Here is a 16,004-nt window from a genome sequence, read left to right on the forward strand (position 1 = left end):
CATCTGCGTTCATGTTCCGTTCATATTGCGGTTGTATCATCTATCCTGTAGCGAACATACAGGAGGGATACGCAATGAAATTAGGATGGAAAGAACTCGTCCGGATGAAAGGACGATTCAGTTGGATGACAATCGTGACGATGTTGATCGTCTTATTGATTTTAATGATTACCGGTCTTGCGGACGGACTTGCCTATGATAATGGTGCTGCTGTCCGTAATCTGCCGGTCGAACAGTTTGCGCTGAGCAAAGACGCAGAAGGACAATTGACACGCTCCTTTTTAAAAGCTGACGAGACACCAAAGGGAGCGGAAGCACTCGGTGTCCAGAACATGGTGCTTGAGAAGAAGAACGGAACGAAGGACGATGTCACGGTCTTTGCGTTACCGCAAGCGACACGATATGGTCCGAAACAACTTCAAGCGCTGCAAAAAGGTGAGGTGCTCGTCGATGCCGCATACGCGGAACAACGGGGAACACGTGTCGGCGATACGATCACAGATTTTCGGACGAAAGAGACGTTTCGGATTGCTGGAACGGTAACAGACGGTCGTTATAGTCATGCCCCTGTTCTTTGGATGACGGATGAATCCTGGCAAGCATGGCAGTCAAAGATGGGCGCGTCGTATGTCTCGGCGTACATCGGACAATCACTGCAGACCGATCAAGCCGTCTTTTCAAAACAAGAGATTGTTCAGAACGTACCCGGCTATGCAGCAGAGCAAAATTCTTTTCAGATGATGCGCATCGCACTCGTTGTCATCGGGGCATTGATTCTGACAGCATTCTTTTATATCTTGACGATGCAGAAGATGAAACAGCTCGGTGTCCTAAAAGCAATCGGTATCCGGACCCGGACGATGGGAGCGAGTCTGCTCGTTCAAGTCATCATCCTGACGAGCCTTGCCTTTGGAGTCAGTGTCGCCATCACCTATGTGACGAGTCGTTTCCTACCGACGGATCTTCCCTTCCGTTTTGAATGGTCAACGAGTCTGATGTACGGCGGCATTCTACTCGTCACGGCGATCCTCGGTGCACTCGTTCCGTTACGGATGGTCAAGAAACTCGAGGCGGCAGATGCGATGGGAGGAATGAACGGATGATTCAGTTAGAACAGATCAAACAGAGTTATGGCGAGATGACCGTTTTGCATGATATCAACTTACAGGCAGAAGCAGGGGAACTGATTGCCCTCGTCGGACCAAGTGGGAGCGGGAAAAGTACGTTGCTGCAATTACTTGGCTTATTGCAAACGCCGACGCACGGTGCTGTCTATTTTGATGGCACTTGCGTCAGTGAAGCGTCGGACGCAGAACGTCGGCGTTTACGACTCGAGGAAGTCGGATTCATCTTTCAAGAATCCCACCTCGTTCCATTTTTGACAGCTCGTGAGCAACTTGAACTGGTCGCGAAAGAAGCAGGACGAACAGTCGATGCGGTCGCAGCGCTCGCCATGTTCGGACTTGAACATCGAAAAGATCATTTACCGCATGCCTTATCGGGTGGTGAACGCCAGCGAATCGCGATTGCCCGAGCCTTCGTCAACGATCCGCAACTCATCCTAGCGGACGAACCGACCGCAAGTCTCGATTATACGAATGGGCGCCGGGTGATGGAGTTATTGCAGCAACAAGCACACAATGGGAACAAAACGATCATCGTCATCACCCATGATGAACGGATGCTTGATGTTTGTGATCGCATCTGGCGCATCGAGGATGGAAAAATCTTTTCAAAATAAAAAATTAGAGGAATCGCTTTCGGGTAAAGGGAAAGCGATTTTTTTCTTTTTGATCTTAATAAGAGAGGGCGATGTCATTCCAAAAATTTGCTATACTTTTTAAAAAAGGAAATGAAGGAGTTTACGCGTTATGAATATTACGAAGTTGACCCAAGCCGAGCTCGCGTCGACGACAGGAAGCCAAATGGTGAAATGGTTGGAGAAGAAGAGTACAACGAAATCAGAATACAAACGACTATATGAAGATTTCAAAACCATCATCATCATGCAACAAGCGGGTTTTTACGAACAAGCAGATGCACGGCTTCTACAATGGAAACATCTACCGATGCCGGTTGAATATTATACATATCGTCTTGCGATTGCTTCTAAGGCAGGGGGACGCCGTCTTGCAAAGAAACGGTTCAAAGCGTTGCCAGAAGCGATTCAAAAACATGCCAAATTAAAACCGTGGCGGCAAGCGGTGAATCAAAATCAATGGTGGATGGCGGCAACAGGAGTGGCGGCAGCCGGTCTCTTATTCGTAGGGATTCAAGCATGGTCTACCGCTTCAGAGAATGCTGCACCAAAAGAAGACACTGACCAAAAAGTTGCGCAACAGTTAGCAGCTTTACAAACAGAAGTCGAGCAGTTGAAAAAAGAAAATGAAAAATTGAATACGGATCAGAAGCAAAAGACAGAAGTGAAGCAAAAAGAAGCGACACCAGTTAAAGAGAAGAAAACAACGAAAACGAGTAATCTGAAGCCAGAAGTCGCATTGAAGGAAGCAGTTGCGGCCGTACAAGCAAAGGATTATAAAGAAGCCGATGACCTGTTGAGTGAAGATGTCTTAAAAAATAAAGAGACGGCAGGTATGGCAAGATTCTATAAATTGATCGCAGCTGGAAAATTGAAAAAGACGACACAAGCAGACTATATCGCTTACCGGGAAGACTTCCCGAAATCGGGTTATATGAGTGACGTGTTATGGATGCAAGCAGTCTATGAACAAAAATATAAAAAAGGCGACTACCGAGCAACCCTTCAAGAACTCGCAGAACAACCCGAGAATGAATGGTCTTATGCAGCGAAGGCAATTCTTTCTGGCAAGAGCACGCTTGGGGACTGACGAAAAAACAGTTCCCAAGCAGTACGCTTTTAGAGTACAATGCGAAAAGAGAATGGAGAGGAGATGCAAACAATGAGTAAAGTACATGTATTTGATCACCCATTGATTCAGCACAAGATGACGATCATGCGTAAGGTCGAAACAGGAACGAAACAATTCCGGGAACTTGTCGACGAGGTGGCTTCATTGATGGCATATGAAATCACACGTGACCTTCCACTCACAGATGTCGCGATCGAGACACCGGTCACGAAGACGACGCAAAAGATGATCGAAGGCAAGAAACTCGGGATCGTCCCGATTCTCCGCGCTGGTCTCGGTATGGTTGATGGTATGCTTCGCATGATGCCAAACGTCAAAGTCGGTCACATCGGTTTGTACCGTGATCCGGAGACACTCGAGCCAACGGAATACTACCTCAAGCTTCCAACAGACGTCGCAGAACGTGATTTCGTCGTCGTTGACCCAATGCTTGCGACAGGTGGTTCGGCGGCAGACGCCATCTCCTCGTTAAAAAAACAAGGGGCAAAGAGCATCAAGCTCGCATGTCTCTGTGCAGCACCTGAAGGCGTTAAACGCGTTCAAGAAGAACACCCGGACGTCGACATCTATCTCGCGGCACTTGACGAGAAGTTGAACGACCACGGATACATCGTCCCAGGACTCGGTGATGCAGGAGACCGTCTCTTCGGAACGAAGTAAAAACAGTAAGATATATAAAAAAGACCGCAGACGATGATCTGCGGTCTTTTCGTTGCTATTTCGTAAACTGCGCAAGACTGCTGAAATATGCTTTAATGAAAAAAGGAAAAAAGGAGGAAGTCACCATGCCGATTACAGTCATGCCGATTTTCGGGACACGACCGGAAGCCATCAAGATGGCACCGCTCGTCAACGCCCTGAAGCAACACCCTGCATTCGATGTTCATGTTACGATTACTGCCCAGCACCGCGAGATGCTTGATCAAGTGCTTGAACTGTTTGAGATCGAACCAGACCACGACTTGAATATCATGAAACAACGTCAGACACTCGTCGATATCACGACGCGTGGTCTCGAAGGACTCGATGCCATCATGAAAGCGGTCAAGCCGGATCTTGTCCTCGTCCATGGCGACACGACGACGACGTTCGTCGGAAGCCTTGCTGCCTATTACAACCAAATCGCGGTCGGTCACGTCGAGGCGGGGCTACGCACCTATAATAAATACTCTCCGTTCCCGGAAGAGGTCAATCGTCAGTTAACGTCGACGCTTGCCGACTTGCACTTTGCTCCAACCGCACAAGCGGCAGCGAACCTTGCGTCTGAGAATCGACATGCTGGCGTCTACATCACAGGAAACACGGCAATCGATGCGTTGCAGACGACTGTTCAAACCGATTACGTGCATCCGATGCTTGAGACGGTCGGGAACCGAAAATTAATCTTGATGACGGCACATCGTCGTGAGAACCAAGGCGAGAAGATGCATCAGATGTTCCGCGCGATTCGTCGCCTCGTCGACGCGTTCCCGGATACCCATGTCGTCTATCCGGTCCACCTTAATCCAGTCGTTCAGGAAGCAGCGAAGACCGTCTTTGAAGGGCATGACCGGATTTCGTTGATTGCTCCACTCGATGTGTTTGATTTCCATAATTTCGCGAGCCGTGCTCACTTAATCTTGACGGATTCCGGTGGGGTACAAGAAGAAGCACCGTCACTCGGTGTTCCGGTTCTTGTCTTGCGAGATACGACGGAGCGTCCAGAAGGAATTACTGCTGGCACGTTGAAACTTGCCGGAACGGAAGAAGAGACGATCTATCAAATGGCAACAGAACTCTTGACGAATGAGACACTCTATAAAGAGATGTCACATGCTTCAAATCCATATGGTGATGGTCATGCATCAGAACGAATCGTTCAAGCAATCTTGCATCATTTCGGTCAAGGGGAAGCTCCTGCGCCGTTACTCACGCAATAAGCTACTATTATCATTCGAATCGCTGATATTCATATGCTCGCCTCAGGATCACTTGTCTCTGACAGCACGAAGACTCGTGTTTTTCCTGAGGTGTCGCGTGAAGAAAGCGATTCTTTTTCATGTCGTGGAATCCATCGTATCGGAACGATTGATTTAGAGGGATAATATCTTTAAACCTTACCAATTCCACTAAAATCAACCCATTTGTTTAGAAAATGTAAAACCAGATGACCTTGAAACTGGAAGATAAACAATGACGAATTAAGCTGTGACGCACCTCACGATTGAAAAACTGGAAATCGTTGAAATCTATTGTTACAAAAAGATGTCAGAGCTGTTTTTGCGTCCCGATTCGGAAGCGTTTACAATTGTGAACGAAAAATGTTTTTTCACAAAATCGACACAAATCAATTTTAGAGGTCTTGTTTCGGTTGAGGTAGCACGATATAACGTTACTATTCAACGGTTTTGTTCACCATATGAACAATCTCTATAACCGTTGATAGTACTACATATTTTCTTCACATCTTCGTGAAATGACTTGCACGGATGACATCTGTGAAAACCTTATCATTCGTTGATATGTATAGGTTTTTCGGCTCTGTTTTTATTGTGAATTCATTTGACTATGAAAGCTGCTTCATTGTATTCTTGACTAGTATGAAAATCCGCAAATTGTGGGAAAGAAAAAGAACTCGCAATTGGGAAAAAAGGGGGTCGTCTCTAGTGCGCCAAAGTGGGCTCGCGAAGAGTATGGTCATGGCCTCGCAAATTTCGACGGCACTGGCTGCACCGATCGTCATTGGCTTTTTGGTTGGGAACTATGGGGAACAACAACAATGGTGGGAAAAAATGGGTGCGACATTCGCCGTGTTCATCGGGATTTTCATCGGCATTCTTTGCATGATCGCCATGATCAGGCACTTGTTAGGGGAGAAGACATGAACATCATCCTTCAAGATGCGTTGTATCGTGCGTACTTACGATGGTTTGGACTCTTTTACGGAATCCTGGCTGTCCTGCTGCTCATCGGACGCCCGAGTGATCCAGTCATCTATGGACTAGCACTTGGTGGAACTGGCAGCTTTCTGATTTTGACGCTTCAACGATTAAGCGTCGATCGTATGTATCGTGTAATTGAGACGGGGCGTAAGCCAATGTCTCGAGGGACCGTTTCACGCATGGCGGTCGCGGTACTCTGTGTGATGATCGGTTTGAAATATCAAACTGAATTGTCATTAACTGCGGTGGTAATAGGCCTTCTCGCCGGCCACGTCATACAATTTTGTGAGTTCTTGACTCACGAACTCAAGCGGGAAAAGAGGTGAATAGTCAAATGAACCACGAAATGCCACTTTACGAAATCCCACTCTGGGGTGACTTCGTTCTGTACGGTAGCTGGACGAACTTGATCACAGTATTGATTGCTGCTGCTCTCGTCTTCTTGATTGCCGTGGCCGGTACGCGACGTCTTGTGATGAAGCCAACCGGTGCTCAAAACGTGATGGAGATGTTCCTCGAATTCGTTCGCGGTATCATCAGCAGCACGATGGACTGGAAAACAGGGGGTCGCTTCCTTACGTTCGGAATGACATTATTCCTGTTCATCCTTGTGTCCAACATCATGGGTCTCCCATTCAACGTCGTGACGGGACACTACATTTGGTTCAACTCACCAACTGCAGATCCTTACGTGACACTAGCACTTTCATCTCTCGTAGTGGTCATGAGCCATTACTACGGTGTGAAGATGCGCGGCTTCGGCGCTTATGCGAAAACATTCATGACGCCGATGTTTATCATTACCATCATCGAGGAGTTCGCAAACACGTTGACGCTCGGTCTTCGTCTTTACGGAAACATCTTCGCTGGTGAAATCATGATCGGAATCATTCTTTCGATCGGTATCGTCTCTGGTACGAACGATTTCCAATTCCTCGGACCAATCGGCGCGATCATCTCGGGTATCCCGATGTTGATCTGGCAAGGATTCTCACTCTTCATCGGTGGTATCCAAGCGTACATCTTCCTTATCCTGACGATGGTTTACATCGGACATAAGGCAGCGCACGACCATTAATTCGAAGGTAAAGCATCCGCTTTTCCGATAACAGCACGACAAATCAATAAACATACTCTAGGGAGGCAATTTATCATGAATCTTATTGCAACAGCGATCATCATCGGACTCGGCGCACTCGGCGCAGGTATCGGTAACGGTCTTATCGTAAACGGTACAGTATTAGGTCAAGCACGTCAGCCAGAACTCAAAAACGAACTTCGTCAAACAATGTTCATCGGTATCGGTCTTGTTGAGGCACTTCCAATCATCGGTGTAGCGGTCGGTTTCCTTCTTCTCAACTCTTAATCCACGATTAACGAGAACGGACTACATAGGGCGCTATTCGTTCAACGTTTGAGTGAACCGTCACGGGAGCTTAGGCTCCCTTATGTAGATATTGAAGTTGAACCAACCACGAGGGGAGTGTAATCGAATGAATCTAACGTATCTTGCGGCAGAGGCTGGTGGCGAAAGCAACCATCTCTTATTAGCCAACATGATCGTCACGATCGTCGTTTTCCTCTTGCTCCTCATCCTCTTGAAGAAATTCGCATGGGGCCCGCTCGTCAACATGATGAAAGCGCGGGAAGAGCATGTGGCTAGCGAGATCAACTCGGCTGAAAAGAGCCGTAAAGACGCTGAAGTCTACGTAGAACAACAACGCGAAGAATTAAACAAGGCGCGTACGGAAGCACGCGACCTTTTAGAAGCATCACGCCGTCAGGCAGAAGCAGAGCAAGCACGTGCGATGGAGCAGGCACGTCTTGAATCCGAAATGAGTAAGGAAGAAGCTCGCCGTGCAATCGAACGTGAACGCGCTGAAGCACAAGCTGCTTTGAAGAACGATGTCGCTCTTCAAGCAATCGCTGCAGCACGCCACGTCATGAAAACACAGCTTGCGACGGACGAAGTTGCTCAAAAAGCACTCGTCGATCAATTCCTTGCTGATACTAAGGGCACGAACTAATGCGTGATCACGTAGCGGGACGCTACGCAAAAGCGCTCTTCGATCTTGTGCTTGAGCACCATGTGCTCGAGCAAGCAGAAGCTGATGTGCGGACGCTCGGCGAAGTGCTCCACGCAACACTAGAGCTCGCTTCGGTTTTAGATAACCCATCGATTTCTGCTGAAGAGCTCAAGCAAGTTCTTCAAACAAGCTTCACTGGTTTCAACTCGATCGTCTTAAACACACTGCTCGTCATGGTCGAAAATGACCGGGCAGCAGAAATCGTTACATTACCGGAACACTTCATTGCATTGTTGAATGAACACCGCAATGTCGCGACGGCAATCGTCACGAGTGCATACAAATTGTCGGACGAGGAACTCACGAAAGTGAAAGAGACGTTTGGCCAAAAATCAGGTAAAACGCTTGAAGTCGAGAACGTCGTCGACACGCGTGTCATCGGAGGACTTCGCGTCCAAATCGGTTACACGACATATGACGGTACGATCGAAACTAAACTAACGCGCCTTGAGCGTGAGCTGTTAAAAGCGTAAGAAAATAGGGGTGAAACGCATGAGCATTAGAGCTGAAGAAATCAGCGCCCTGCTTAAAGCGCGTATCGCGCAGTACGGTTCTACGATGGAAGTGAACGAGACAGGTACGGTCATCCAAATCGGTGATGGTATCGCTCGTGCACACGGACTCGACAACGTCATGTCGGGAGAGCTCGTAGAATTCGCTAACGGCACAATGGGCTTGGCGCAAAACTTAGAAGAAGGCAACGTCGGTATCATCATCCTCGGTGACTACCTTGAAATCAAAGAAGGCGACTCTGTTCGCCGTACGGGCCGCATCATGGAAGTACCAACGGGAGACGCACTCCTCGGACGTGTCGTTAACCCACTCGGTATGCCAATCGATGGTCTTGGTCCAATCGAAACAGAACACTACAACCCGATCGAGCGTAAGGCGTCTGGCGTCATGGCGCGTAAATCGGTACACGAACCACTTCAGACAGGAATCAAGGCAATCGATGCCCTCGTTCCAATCGGTCGTGGACAGCGTGAGTTGATCATCGGTGACCGTCAGACGGGTAAAACGTCGATCGCAATCGATACGATCATCAACCAAAAAGAAGAAAACATGATCTGTATCTACGTCGCAATCGGACAAAAAGAATCAACAGTCCGTGGCGTCGTCGAGACGCTCCGTAAAAACGGTGCACTCGATTACACGATCGTCGTTTCGGCAGCGGCTTCACAGCCAGCGCCACTTCTTTACCTCGCACCATTCGCAGGTGTCGCGATGGGTGAACACTTCATGGATCAAGGCAAACACGTTCTTGTCATCTATGATGATCTTTCAAAACAAGCAGCTGCTTATCGTGAGCTTTCACTTCTCTTGAAACGCCCACCAGGCCGCGAAGCTTACCCAGGGGATGTCTTCTACCTCCACTCACGCCTTCTTGAGCGTGCAGCGAAGTTGAATGACGAGCTTGGCGCAGGTAGTTTGACTGCCCTTCCGTTCATCGAAACACAAGCGTCGGATATCTCAGCTTATATCCCGACAAACGTTATCTCGATCACGGATGGTCAAATCTTCCTTCAATCGGATCTCTTCTTCTCAGGTGTCCGTCCCGCGATCAACCCGGGTCTCTCGGTATCGCGTGTAGGTGGTTCGGCTCAAGTAAAAGCGATGAAGAAGGTAGCGGGTACGCTCCGTCTTGACCTCGCATCTTACCGTGAGCTTGAAGCATTCGCACAGTTCGGATCTGACCTTGATAAAGCGACTCAGTCGAAGCTTAACCGTGGTGAGCGGACAGTTGAAGTCTTAAAACAAGACTTGAACCAACCACTTACTGTTGATAAGCAAGTCATCATCATCTATGCCTTGACTCGTGGTCACCTTGATGATGTTGCTGTAACGGATATTCGTCGTTTTGAAAAGGAACTCAACCTCTGGCTCGATCAAAACCGCAAACAACTTTGCGATGAGATCCGTAAGACAGGTAACCTTCCAGCAGACGAAGAGCTCGTAGCAGCAATCTCAGAATTTAAGAAAACGTTCCAAGCGACGGTTTAATCCGGCGGAACGCTCTTGAAACTAACAAGGTGGTGAATCGAAATGGCATCGTTGCGCGAGATACAAACGCGGATCAACTCGACGAAAAGTACGAAACAGATCACGAAAGCGATGAACATGGTTTCGGCGTCGAAACTGAACCGCGCTCAAGCACATAGCGCGAAGTTCCAACCTTATATGCTGAAAATGCAAGAGGTACTTGGAACCATTGCGAATGGCACGACAGGTGCGAGCCATCCGATGCTCGAGAAACGTCCCGTCAAAAAGACAGGATATATCGTCATCACATCGGATCGCGGCTTAGCTGGTGCATATAACGCCAACGTGCTGCGTGAAGTCTACCGGGAAATCAAAGAAAAGCATACTGCGGACAGTTACGTTCTCTTCGTGGTCGGTAAAGTCGGTGTCCAGTTCTTCCGTTCACGCGGAATTACGGTCACGGATGCGATCACAGGCTTGAACGATTCTCCTTCGTATGTCGACGTCGCTGAAATCGTGAAGCGCACAGTGAGTGCGTTCACGCTCGGCGAAATCGACGAGCTCAAGCTGTGCTACAACCACTTCTTATCTGTCATCAGCCAAGAAGTGAAAGTCGAAACCCTTCTCCCACTCGGAGAAATCGAAGCTTCGTCTTCGACGACTTATGAGTACGAGCCAAGTGAGGAACAAATCCTTGCTGAACTCCTCCCGCGTTATGCGGAGAGCTTGATCTTCGGTGCGCTTCTTGACGCGAAAGTAGCAGAACATGCGTCACGTATGACAGCAATGCAAAGTGCGACAGATAACGCAGATGATTTGATCGGTCGATTGACTCTCGTCTACAACCGAGCTCGACAAGCTGCAATCACGCAAGAAATCACAGAGATCGTCAGTGGGGCTGCTGCGCAGCAGTAATCCCGACTGACGTAACGATAGGTAGGAGGAAACACGATGAACGAACTCGGTTTAAAAGGCCGCGTCGTCGCGGTCATGGGACCTGTCATCGACGTTAAGTTCGAAGGACACTTACCGAACATCTACAACGCGCTTCGTATTCAATATACGCCGCAAACTGTAGAAGAAGTGGCTATCGACTTGACGCTTGAGGTCGCCCTGCACCTTGGTGACGACGTCGTCCGTACCATTGCGATGGACTCAACGGATGGAGTACGCCGTGGAATTGAAGTAATCGATACGAATGCTCCAATCTCGGTACCCGTCGGAGAAGCGACACTTGGTCGCGTCTTCAACGTACTCGGTAACCCAATTGATGAAAAAGAAATCGCTGCTGACGTGGAACGTCTTCCGATCCACAAAAAAGCACCGACTTTCGATAACCTTTCAACGAAAGTTGAAATTCTTGAGACTGGAATTAAAGTCGTCGACTTGCTCGCTCCTTACATCAAGGGTGGTAAGATCGGTCTCTTCGGTGGTGCCGGTGTAGGTAAGACCGTCCTCATTCAGGAATTGATCAACAACATCGCTCAAGAGCACAGCGGTATCTCGGTATTCGCAGGTGTTGGTGAGCGTACGCGTGAAGGAAATGACTTGTTCCACGAGATGACGGATTCAGGCGTTATCAAACAAACAGCGATGGTCTTCGGTCAGATGAACGAACCACCAGGTGCACGTCTTCGTGTTGCCTTGACTGGTTTGACAATGGCAGAATACTTCCGTGATGAGCAAGGACAAGACGTTCTTCTCTTCGTTGATAACATCTTCCGTTATACACAAGCAGGTTCTGAAGTATCAGCCCTTCTTGGTCGTATGCCATCTGCTGTTGGTTACCAGCCAACACTCGCAACAGAGATGGGTATGCTTCAAGAGCGGATCACATCAACAAACAAAGGTTCGGTTACATCGATCCAAGCGGTTTATGTACCAGCCGATGACTATACTGACCCGGCTCCTGCGACGACGTTTGCTCACTTAGATGCAACGACGAACCTTGAGCGCCGTCTCTCTGAGATGGGGATCTATCCTGCCGTGGATCCACTTGCTTCGACATCACGTGCCCTTTCACCGGAAATCGTCGGCGAAGAGCATTACGGTATCGCTCGTCAAGTTCAGGAAACACTTCAGCGTTATAAAGAACTTCAAGATATCATCGCGATCCTCGGTATGGACGAGTTGTCAGAAGACGACAAATTGACTGTACACCGTGCGCGTCGTATCCAGTTCTTCTTGTCGCAGAACTTCCACGTAGCTGAGCAGTTCACAGGACAAAAAGGATCGTACGTCCCAGTTAAGGACACGATCCGCGGCTTCAAAGAAATCCTCGAAGGTAAACACGATGATTTAACGGAAGAAGCATTCCGTCTCGTCGGTCCGATCGAAGATGCGATTGAAAAAGCGAAGGCGCTTGTCTAAGTGACAAAGCATAAGGGGGACTTGAGATGAACACACTTCATGTCAATATCGTCACCCCGGATGGCGAAGTGTATGATGGCGATATCCGTATGGTCGTTGCGAAGACGATTTCTGGTGAGATCGGGGTTCTCCCGCACCACGTCCCACTCGTAACACCACTCGATATCAGCATCTTGAAGTTGCGCCACGAAGATGGCGGACGCACGTTGATCGCTATCAGCGGTGGCTTTATGGAAGTGCGCCAGGATACTGTAACGGTTCTTGCGGAAACTGCGGAGCAAGCAGACAAGGTCGACTACGACCGTGCTGCAGCTGCGAAAGTTCGTGCAGAACGTCGTCTCCAGGACACGAAATTATCAGAACTCGAATTCAAGCGTGCTGAACTTTCACTGAAACGAGCAATTAACCGTCTCAGCTTGAAAGACTACGGTCGCGACTGATTTCGATAAAAGACTCGATTCCTTTATGGAATCGGGTCTTTTTTTTGTACGACGCATCAATGAATGAGTGCGAAGAAGCGTTTTTAGAGCGAGGCGCCTGGAATCAGGTTTAGGAAGCGAAAAATATGTAAAAGAACAATATATGCCTTGTTTTCACGATTTCTTCAACAGAAAGCTCATGATTTTCCTCATTTGCTCTTCAATAAATATATTTTATGCGATAAAATAAATGCAGCTTGTGTCATTTTGTTTGCGCAATCATTCATTTTATGAAATCATGGTAAAGTTGAAGAAATTATGAAGAAGAGGTGCAAGGGTAGTGACGTCAATTGGTATAAGTGCTTTAATCAGCATGCTGATGTATGTGATCGCCATCTTATTTGCTTGGTGGGTAATGTTACCAATCAAATGGGATAAATTCCTGCAACATCCTAGAGGTCCACAGGCGGTTTTACTACGTGTCCTGCTTGCTGTTGCTCTTGGTTCCAGTCTGGCGCGCTTTTTACTTGAATATGCTGGTTTTGCGCAACGTTTGAAATTCTTATTCAGCTGAACTTGTAACTTCATTGTAAACCTTGTATCGTGAAACTGGATTACCATGGAAAAGGACACTGTTCTTTAATGAAAGAACACAGTCAATTGATCAATCATCGAAACAGTCGCGTAGTAGTTTAACTATTGGGAGTTTCTCTTCTATCGGTTCGTATATGAACCGCATACGCACTTATCACGCCATTATAAATAGAACAGAAACGAAGCAGAGGAGTATGGGGAATGGAAAAAATCGTTGTCCGGGGCGGACGTAAATTAGCTGGCACAGTCAAAGTAGAAGGTGCAAAAAATGCCGTATTAAAAACACTCGTTGCAACATTGCTTGCATCAGAAGGACAATCAGTCCTTCAAAACGTACCACGTTTAGCGGACGTTTACACGATCAATAACGTGTTACGCAACTTAAATGCAGAAGTTGATTTCGATGCAGAAGCAAATACAGTGACGGTCAATGCAGAACCGAACCTTAAAGACGAAGCACCATTAGAGTATGTTCGTAAAATGCGAGCATCAATCCTTGTCATGGGACCATTACTCGCACGTCTCGGTCGCGCACGCGTTGCGATGCCAGGTGGTTGTGCAATTGGATCACGTCCAATCGATCTCCACTTGAAAGGCTTCGAAGCGATGGGAGCGAAAACAATCATCGGAAACGGATTCGTTGAAGCCCACGTAGATGGTCGTTTAAAAGGCGCTAAAATCTATCTTGATTTCCCATCTGTCGGTGCGACGGAAAACATCATGATGGCTGCAACACTCGCTGAAGGAACAACAGTCATCGAGAATGTTGCGAAAGAGCCTGAAATCGTTGACCTTGCAAACTTCTTGAACGCGATGGGCGCGAAAGTCCGTGGGGCAGGTACGGAAACAATCCGCATTGAAGGCGTCGAAAAACTTCACGGTGCAACACACTACGTTATTCCTGACCGAATCGAAGCAGGTACGTTCATGATCGCAGCAGCGATCACAGAAGGTGACGTTGAAGTCATCGGCGCAGAACGTGAACACCTTCGTCCACTCATCTCGAAGATGGAAGAGATGGGCGTTAAGATTACGGATACAGAAGAAGGTCTCCGTGTCGTTGGTCCAGCGAAACTCGAAGCAGTTGACGTGAAGACAATGCCACACCCAGGTTTCCCAACAGACGTTCAAGCACAAATGATGGCACTCGTCCTCAAAGCAGGCGGAACATCCGTCATCACGGAAACAGTCTTCGAAAACCGCTTCATGCACGTTGAAGAATTCCGTCGCATGAATGCTGACATCAAGATTGAAGGTCGTTCATCGATCATCAACGGTGGCGTACAGTTGCAAGGGGCAGAAGTTCTTTCGACAGACCTTCGTTCAGGTGCAGCACTCGTCACAGCAGGATTGATTGCTGAAGGTGAAACACGCGTTGGCGCACTTCACCATATCGATCGTGGATACGTTGACTTCCACCTCAAGCTTCAAGCGCTTGGTGCAGATGTTGAACGTGTGACAGAAGAATCAGTAGTCGTCGAAGAAACGGCAGCAACAAAGCTTTAATTCTTATCATTCCAAGCATCATCTCAGGTTTCTGAGATGATGCTTTTTTGCTGTATTTTCAAAAAGATGACAATGAAATGAGAAAAGCGTAAAAGAAAGTCGTTTCGTTATGAGGCGTATGCTAGAATTGAAAAGTATGTATACATAAATGGGTTAGACGTCCAAACGACGTTCTATATTTTGGAAGAATAGCCATCGGGTAAAGGAGAGCACACGAGATGTTTTCAAAAGATATCGGAATCGACTTAGGGACGGCGAATGTCGTCATTCATGTCAAAGGGAGAGGCATCGTCCTCGATGAGCCGTCGGTCGTCGCGATCGATAAGGCAACAGGTAAGATTCATGCAGTAGGAACAGAAGCACACTTGATGGTAGGTCGGACACCAGGCAATATCGTCGCGATTCGTCCCTTACAAGATGGAGTCATCGCGGACTTCGAGATGACGGAAGCGATGTTACGTCACTTCATCGATAAGATTGAAGTCCGGAAGATGTTCGGTGGAGTACGCATGTTGATTTGCACGCCAGCAAGCATCACGACGGTTGAAGCAAAGGCGATTCGCCAAGCCGGTGAGAAGTCAGGCGCGAAGACGGTCTTCCTCGAAGTTGAGCCGAAGGTCGCAGCAGTCGGTGCCGGTATGGACATCTGGATGCCAGCCGGACACATGGTAATTGATATCGGTGGTGGAACGACGGATGTTGCTGTTCTCTCAATGGGTGATATTGTTTGCGGTGAGACGATTAAGGTCGCGGGTGACCGCTTTGATCATGACATCATTCGTTCAATCAAGGAAACGCATAAGTTGATCATCGGGGAACGGACAGCACAAGCCGTTAAGACGACAGTTGCAACAGTTTCAGAAGACGGACGTCGTGAACAGATGGACATCCGCGGACGCAATCTTGTGACGGGTTTACCGCATAACATCACGGTGACATCCGAAGAGATGCATGAGGCACTGGCGGAAGCAGCGATGGAAATCGTCGAAGCAACGAAGCGTGTGCTTGAGAAAACACCACCAGAACTTGCAGCGGATATCATTGACCGCGGTATTATTTTGACAGGTGGGGGCGCACTCCTAGATGGAATCGATCAATTACTTGCAAAAGAACTCGGATTACCGGTTCTGATTGCAGAGGATCCAATGCTATGTGTCGCACGCGGTACAGGCATCATGCTCGATAATCTAGGCAAGTGATAATAGGAAGGAAGTATTCTCATGGGAGAATGCTTCC

General features: G+C 48.0%; 18 protein-coding genes. All 18 read left to right on the top strand.

Features of this window, described 5'->3' with window-relative positions:
* Window positions 1-74: 74 nt before the first annotated feature.
* The 18 genes from ACV3PA_RS04455 to mreB all read left to right on the top strand — a co-directional run bounded on the left by ACV3PA_RS04455 (window position 75) and on the right by mreB (window position 15,967).
* Complete coding sequence (locus ACV3PA_RS04455; protein ID WP_053454408.1) at window positions 75-1,103, top strand: ABC transporter permease; 1,029 nt, start codon at window positions 75-77, stop codon at window positions 1,101-1,103.
* Window positions 1,100-1,741: an ABC transporter ATP-binding protein gene (locus tag ACV3PA_RS04460; protein WP_456125703.1), complete on the top strand. Its 642-nt coding sequence runs from the start codon at window positions 1,100-1,102 to the stop codon at window positions 1,739-1,741. Before ACV3PA_RS04455 ends, ACV3PA_RS04460 begins: the two co-directional genes overlap by 4 nt.
* 130 nt (window positions 1,742-1,871) lie before the next feature.
* Window positions 1,872-2,849 (top strand): hypothetical protein, encoded by a 978-nt coding sequence (locus tag ACV3PA_RS04465; protein ID WP_456125704.1) that lies wholly within the window; start codon window positions 1,872-1,874, stop codon window positions 2,847-2,849.
* 72 nt (window positions 2,850-2,921) lie between these two features.
* Window positions 2,922-3,551 carry a uracil phosphoribosyltransferase gene (gene upp / locus ACV3PA_RS04470; RefSeq protein WP_023469504.1) on the top strand — a complete coding sequence of 210 codons (630 nt, stop codon included), beginning with the start codon at window positions 2,922-2,924 and terminating at the stop codon, window positions 3,549-3,551.
* Window positions 3,552-3,676: 125 nt separating this feature from the next.
* Window positions 3,677-4,810, top strand: a complete 1,134-nt coding sequence (gene wecB / locus ACV3PA_RS04475) for a non-hydrolyzing UDP-N-acetylglucosamine 2-epimerase (RefSeq protein ID WP_456125705.1) — start codon at window positions 3,677-3,679, stop codon at window positions 4,808-4,810.
* A gap of 726 nt (window positions 4,811-5,536) precedes the next feature.
* A complete protein-coding gene (locus tag ACV3PA_RS04480; RefSeq protein ID WP_023469502.1) occupies window positions 5,537-5,755 on the top strand; it encodes an AtpZ/AtpI family protein in 219 nt (72 codons plus the stop codon).
* Window positions 5,752-6,138, top strand: coding sequence for an ATP synthase subunit I (locus tag ACV3PA_RS04485; protein ID WP_053454404.1), 387 nt, complete (start codon window positions 5,752-5,754; stop codon window positions 6,136-6,138). The genes ACV3PA_RS04480 and ACV3PA_RS04485 overlap by 4 nt, the downstream gene beginning before the upstream one ends.
* A gap of 8 nt (window positions 6,139-6,146) precedes the next feature.
* Window positions 6,147-6,890 carry a F0F1 ATP synthase subunit A gene (atpB, locus tag ACV3PA_RS04490; RefSeq protein WP_456125706.1) on the top strand — a complete coding sequence of 248 codons (744 nt, stop codon included), beginning with the start codon at window positions 6,147-6,149 and terminating at the stop codon, window positions 6,888-6,890.
* 75 nt (window positions 6,891-6,965) lie between these two features.
* Complete coding sequence (gene atpE / locus ACV3PA_RS04495) at window positions 6,966-7,178, top strand: F0F1 ATP synthase subunit C (RefSeq protein ID WP_023469499.1); 213 nt, start codon at window positions 6,966-6,968, stop codon at window positions 7,176-7,178.
* A gap of 127 nt (window positions 7,179-7,305) precedes the next feature.
* Entirely contained in the window at window positions 7,306-7,839 is a 534-nt protein-coding gene (gene atpF / locus ACV3PA_RS04500) for a F0F1 ATP synthase subunit B (RefSeq protein WP_053454402.1), read from the top strand.
* Window positions 7,839-8,372, top strand: a complete 534-nt coding sequence (locus ACV3PA_RS04505) for a F0F1 ATP synthase subunit delta (protein WP_456125707.1) — start codon at window positions 7,839-7,841, stop codon at window positions 8,370-8,372. Before atpF ends, ACV3PA_RS04505 begins: the two co-directional genes overlap by 1 nt.
* A 19-nt stretch (window positions 8,373-8,391) precedes the next feature.
* A complete protein-coding gene (gene atpA, locus ACV3PA_RS04510; protein ID WP_035395863.1) occupies window positions 8,392-9,900 on the top strand; it encodes a F0F1 ATP synthase subunit alpha in 1,509 nt (502 codons plus the stop codon).
* Between the two features lie 42 nt (window positions 9,901-9,942).
* Window positions 9,943-10,794, top strand: a complete 852-nt coding sequence (atpG, locus tag ACV3PA_RS04515) for an ATP synthase F1 subunit gamma (protein WP_047394533.1) — start codon at window positions 9,943-9,945, stop codon at window positions 10,792-10,794.
* Between the two features lie 36 nt (window positions 10,795-10,830).
* Complete coding sequence (atpD, locus tag ACV3PA_RS04520) at window positions 10,831-12,249, top strand: F0F1 ATP synthase subunit beta (protein ID WP_053454401.1); 1,419 nt, start codon at window positions 10,831-10,833, stop codon at window positions 12,247-12,249.
* A gap of 26 nt (window positions 12,250-12,275) precedes the next feature.
* Window positions 12,276-12,689, top strand: a complete 414-nt coding sequence (locus ACV3PA_RS04525; protein WP_053454400.1) for a F0F1 ATP synthase subunit epsilon — start codon at window positions 12,276-12,278, stop codon at window positions 12,687-12,689.
* A gap of 352 nt (window positions 12,690-13,041) precedes the next feature.
* Complete coding sequence (locus ACV3PA_RS04530) at window positions 13,042-13,242, top strand: DUF1146 family protein (protein WP_217448997.1); 201 nt, start codon at window positions 13,042-13,044, stop codon at window positions 13,240-13,242.
* A gap of 221 nt (window positions 13,243-13,463) precedes the next feature.
* Window positions 13,464-14,768, top strand: coding sequence for a UDP-N-acetylglucosamine 1-carboxyvinyltransferase (murA, locus tag ACV3PA_RS04535; protein ID WP_456125708.1), 1,305 nt, complete (start codon window positions 13,464-13,466; stop codon window positions 14,766-14,768).
* A gap of 218 nt (window positions 14,769-14,986) precedes the next feature.
* The gene (gene mreB, locus ACV3PA_RS04540; RefSeq protein ID WP_456125709.1) at window positions 14,987-15,967 is read left to right on the top strand and encodes a rod shape-determining protein MreB; all 981 of its coding nucleotides are present in this window, start codon (window positions 14,987-14,989) and stop codon (window positions 15,965-15,967) included.
* The last annotated feature ends 37 nt before the right edge of the window (window positions 15,968-16,004 follow it).

It is taken from the genome of Exiguobacterium sp. EA-TM-5 (assembly GCF_053878415.1).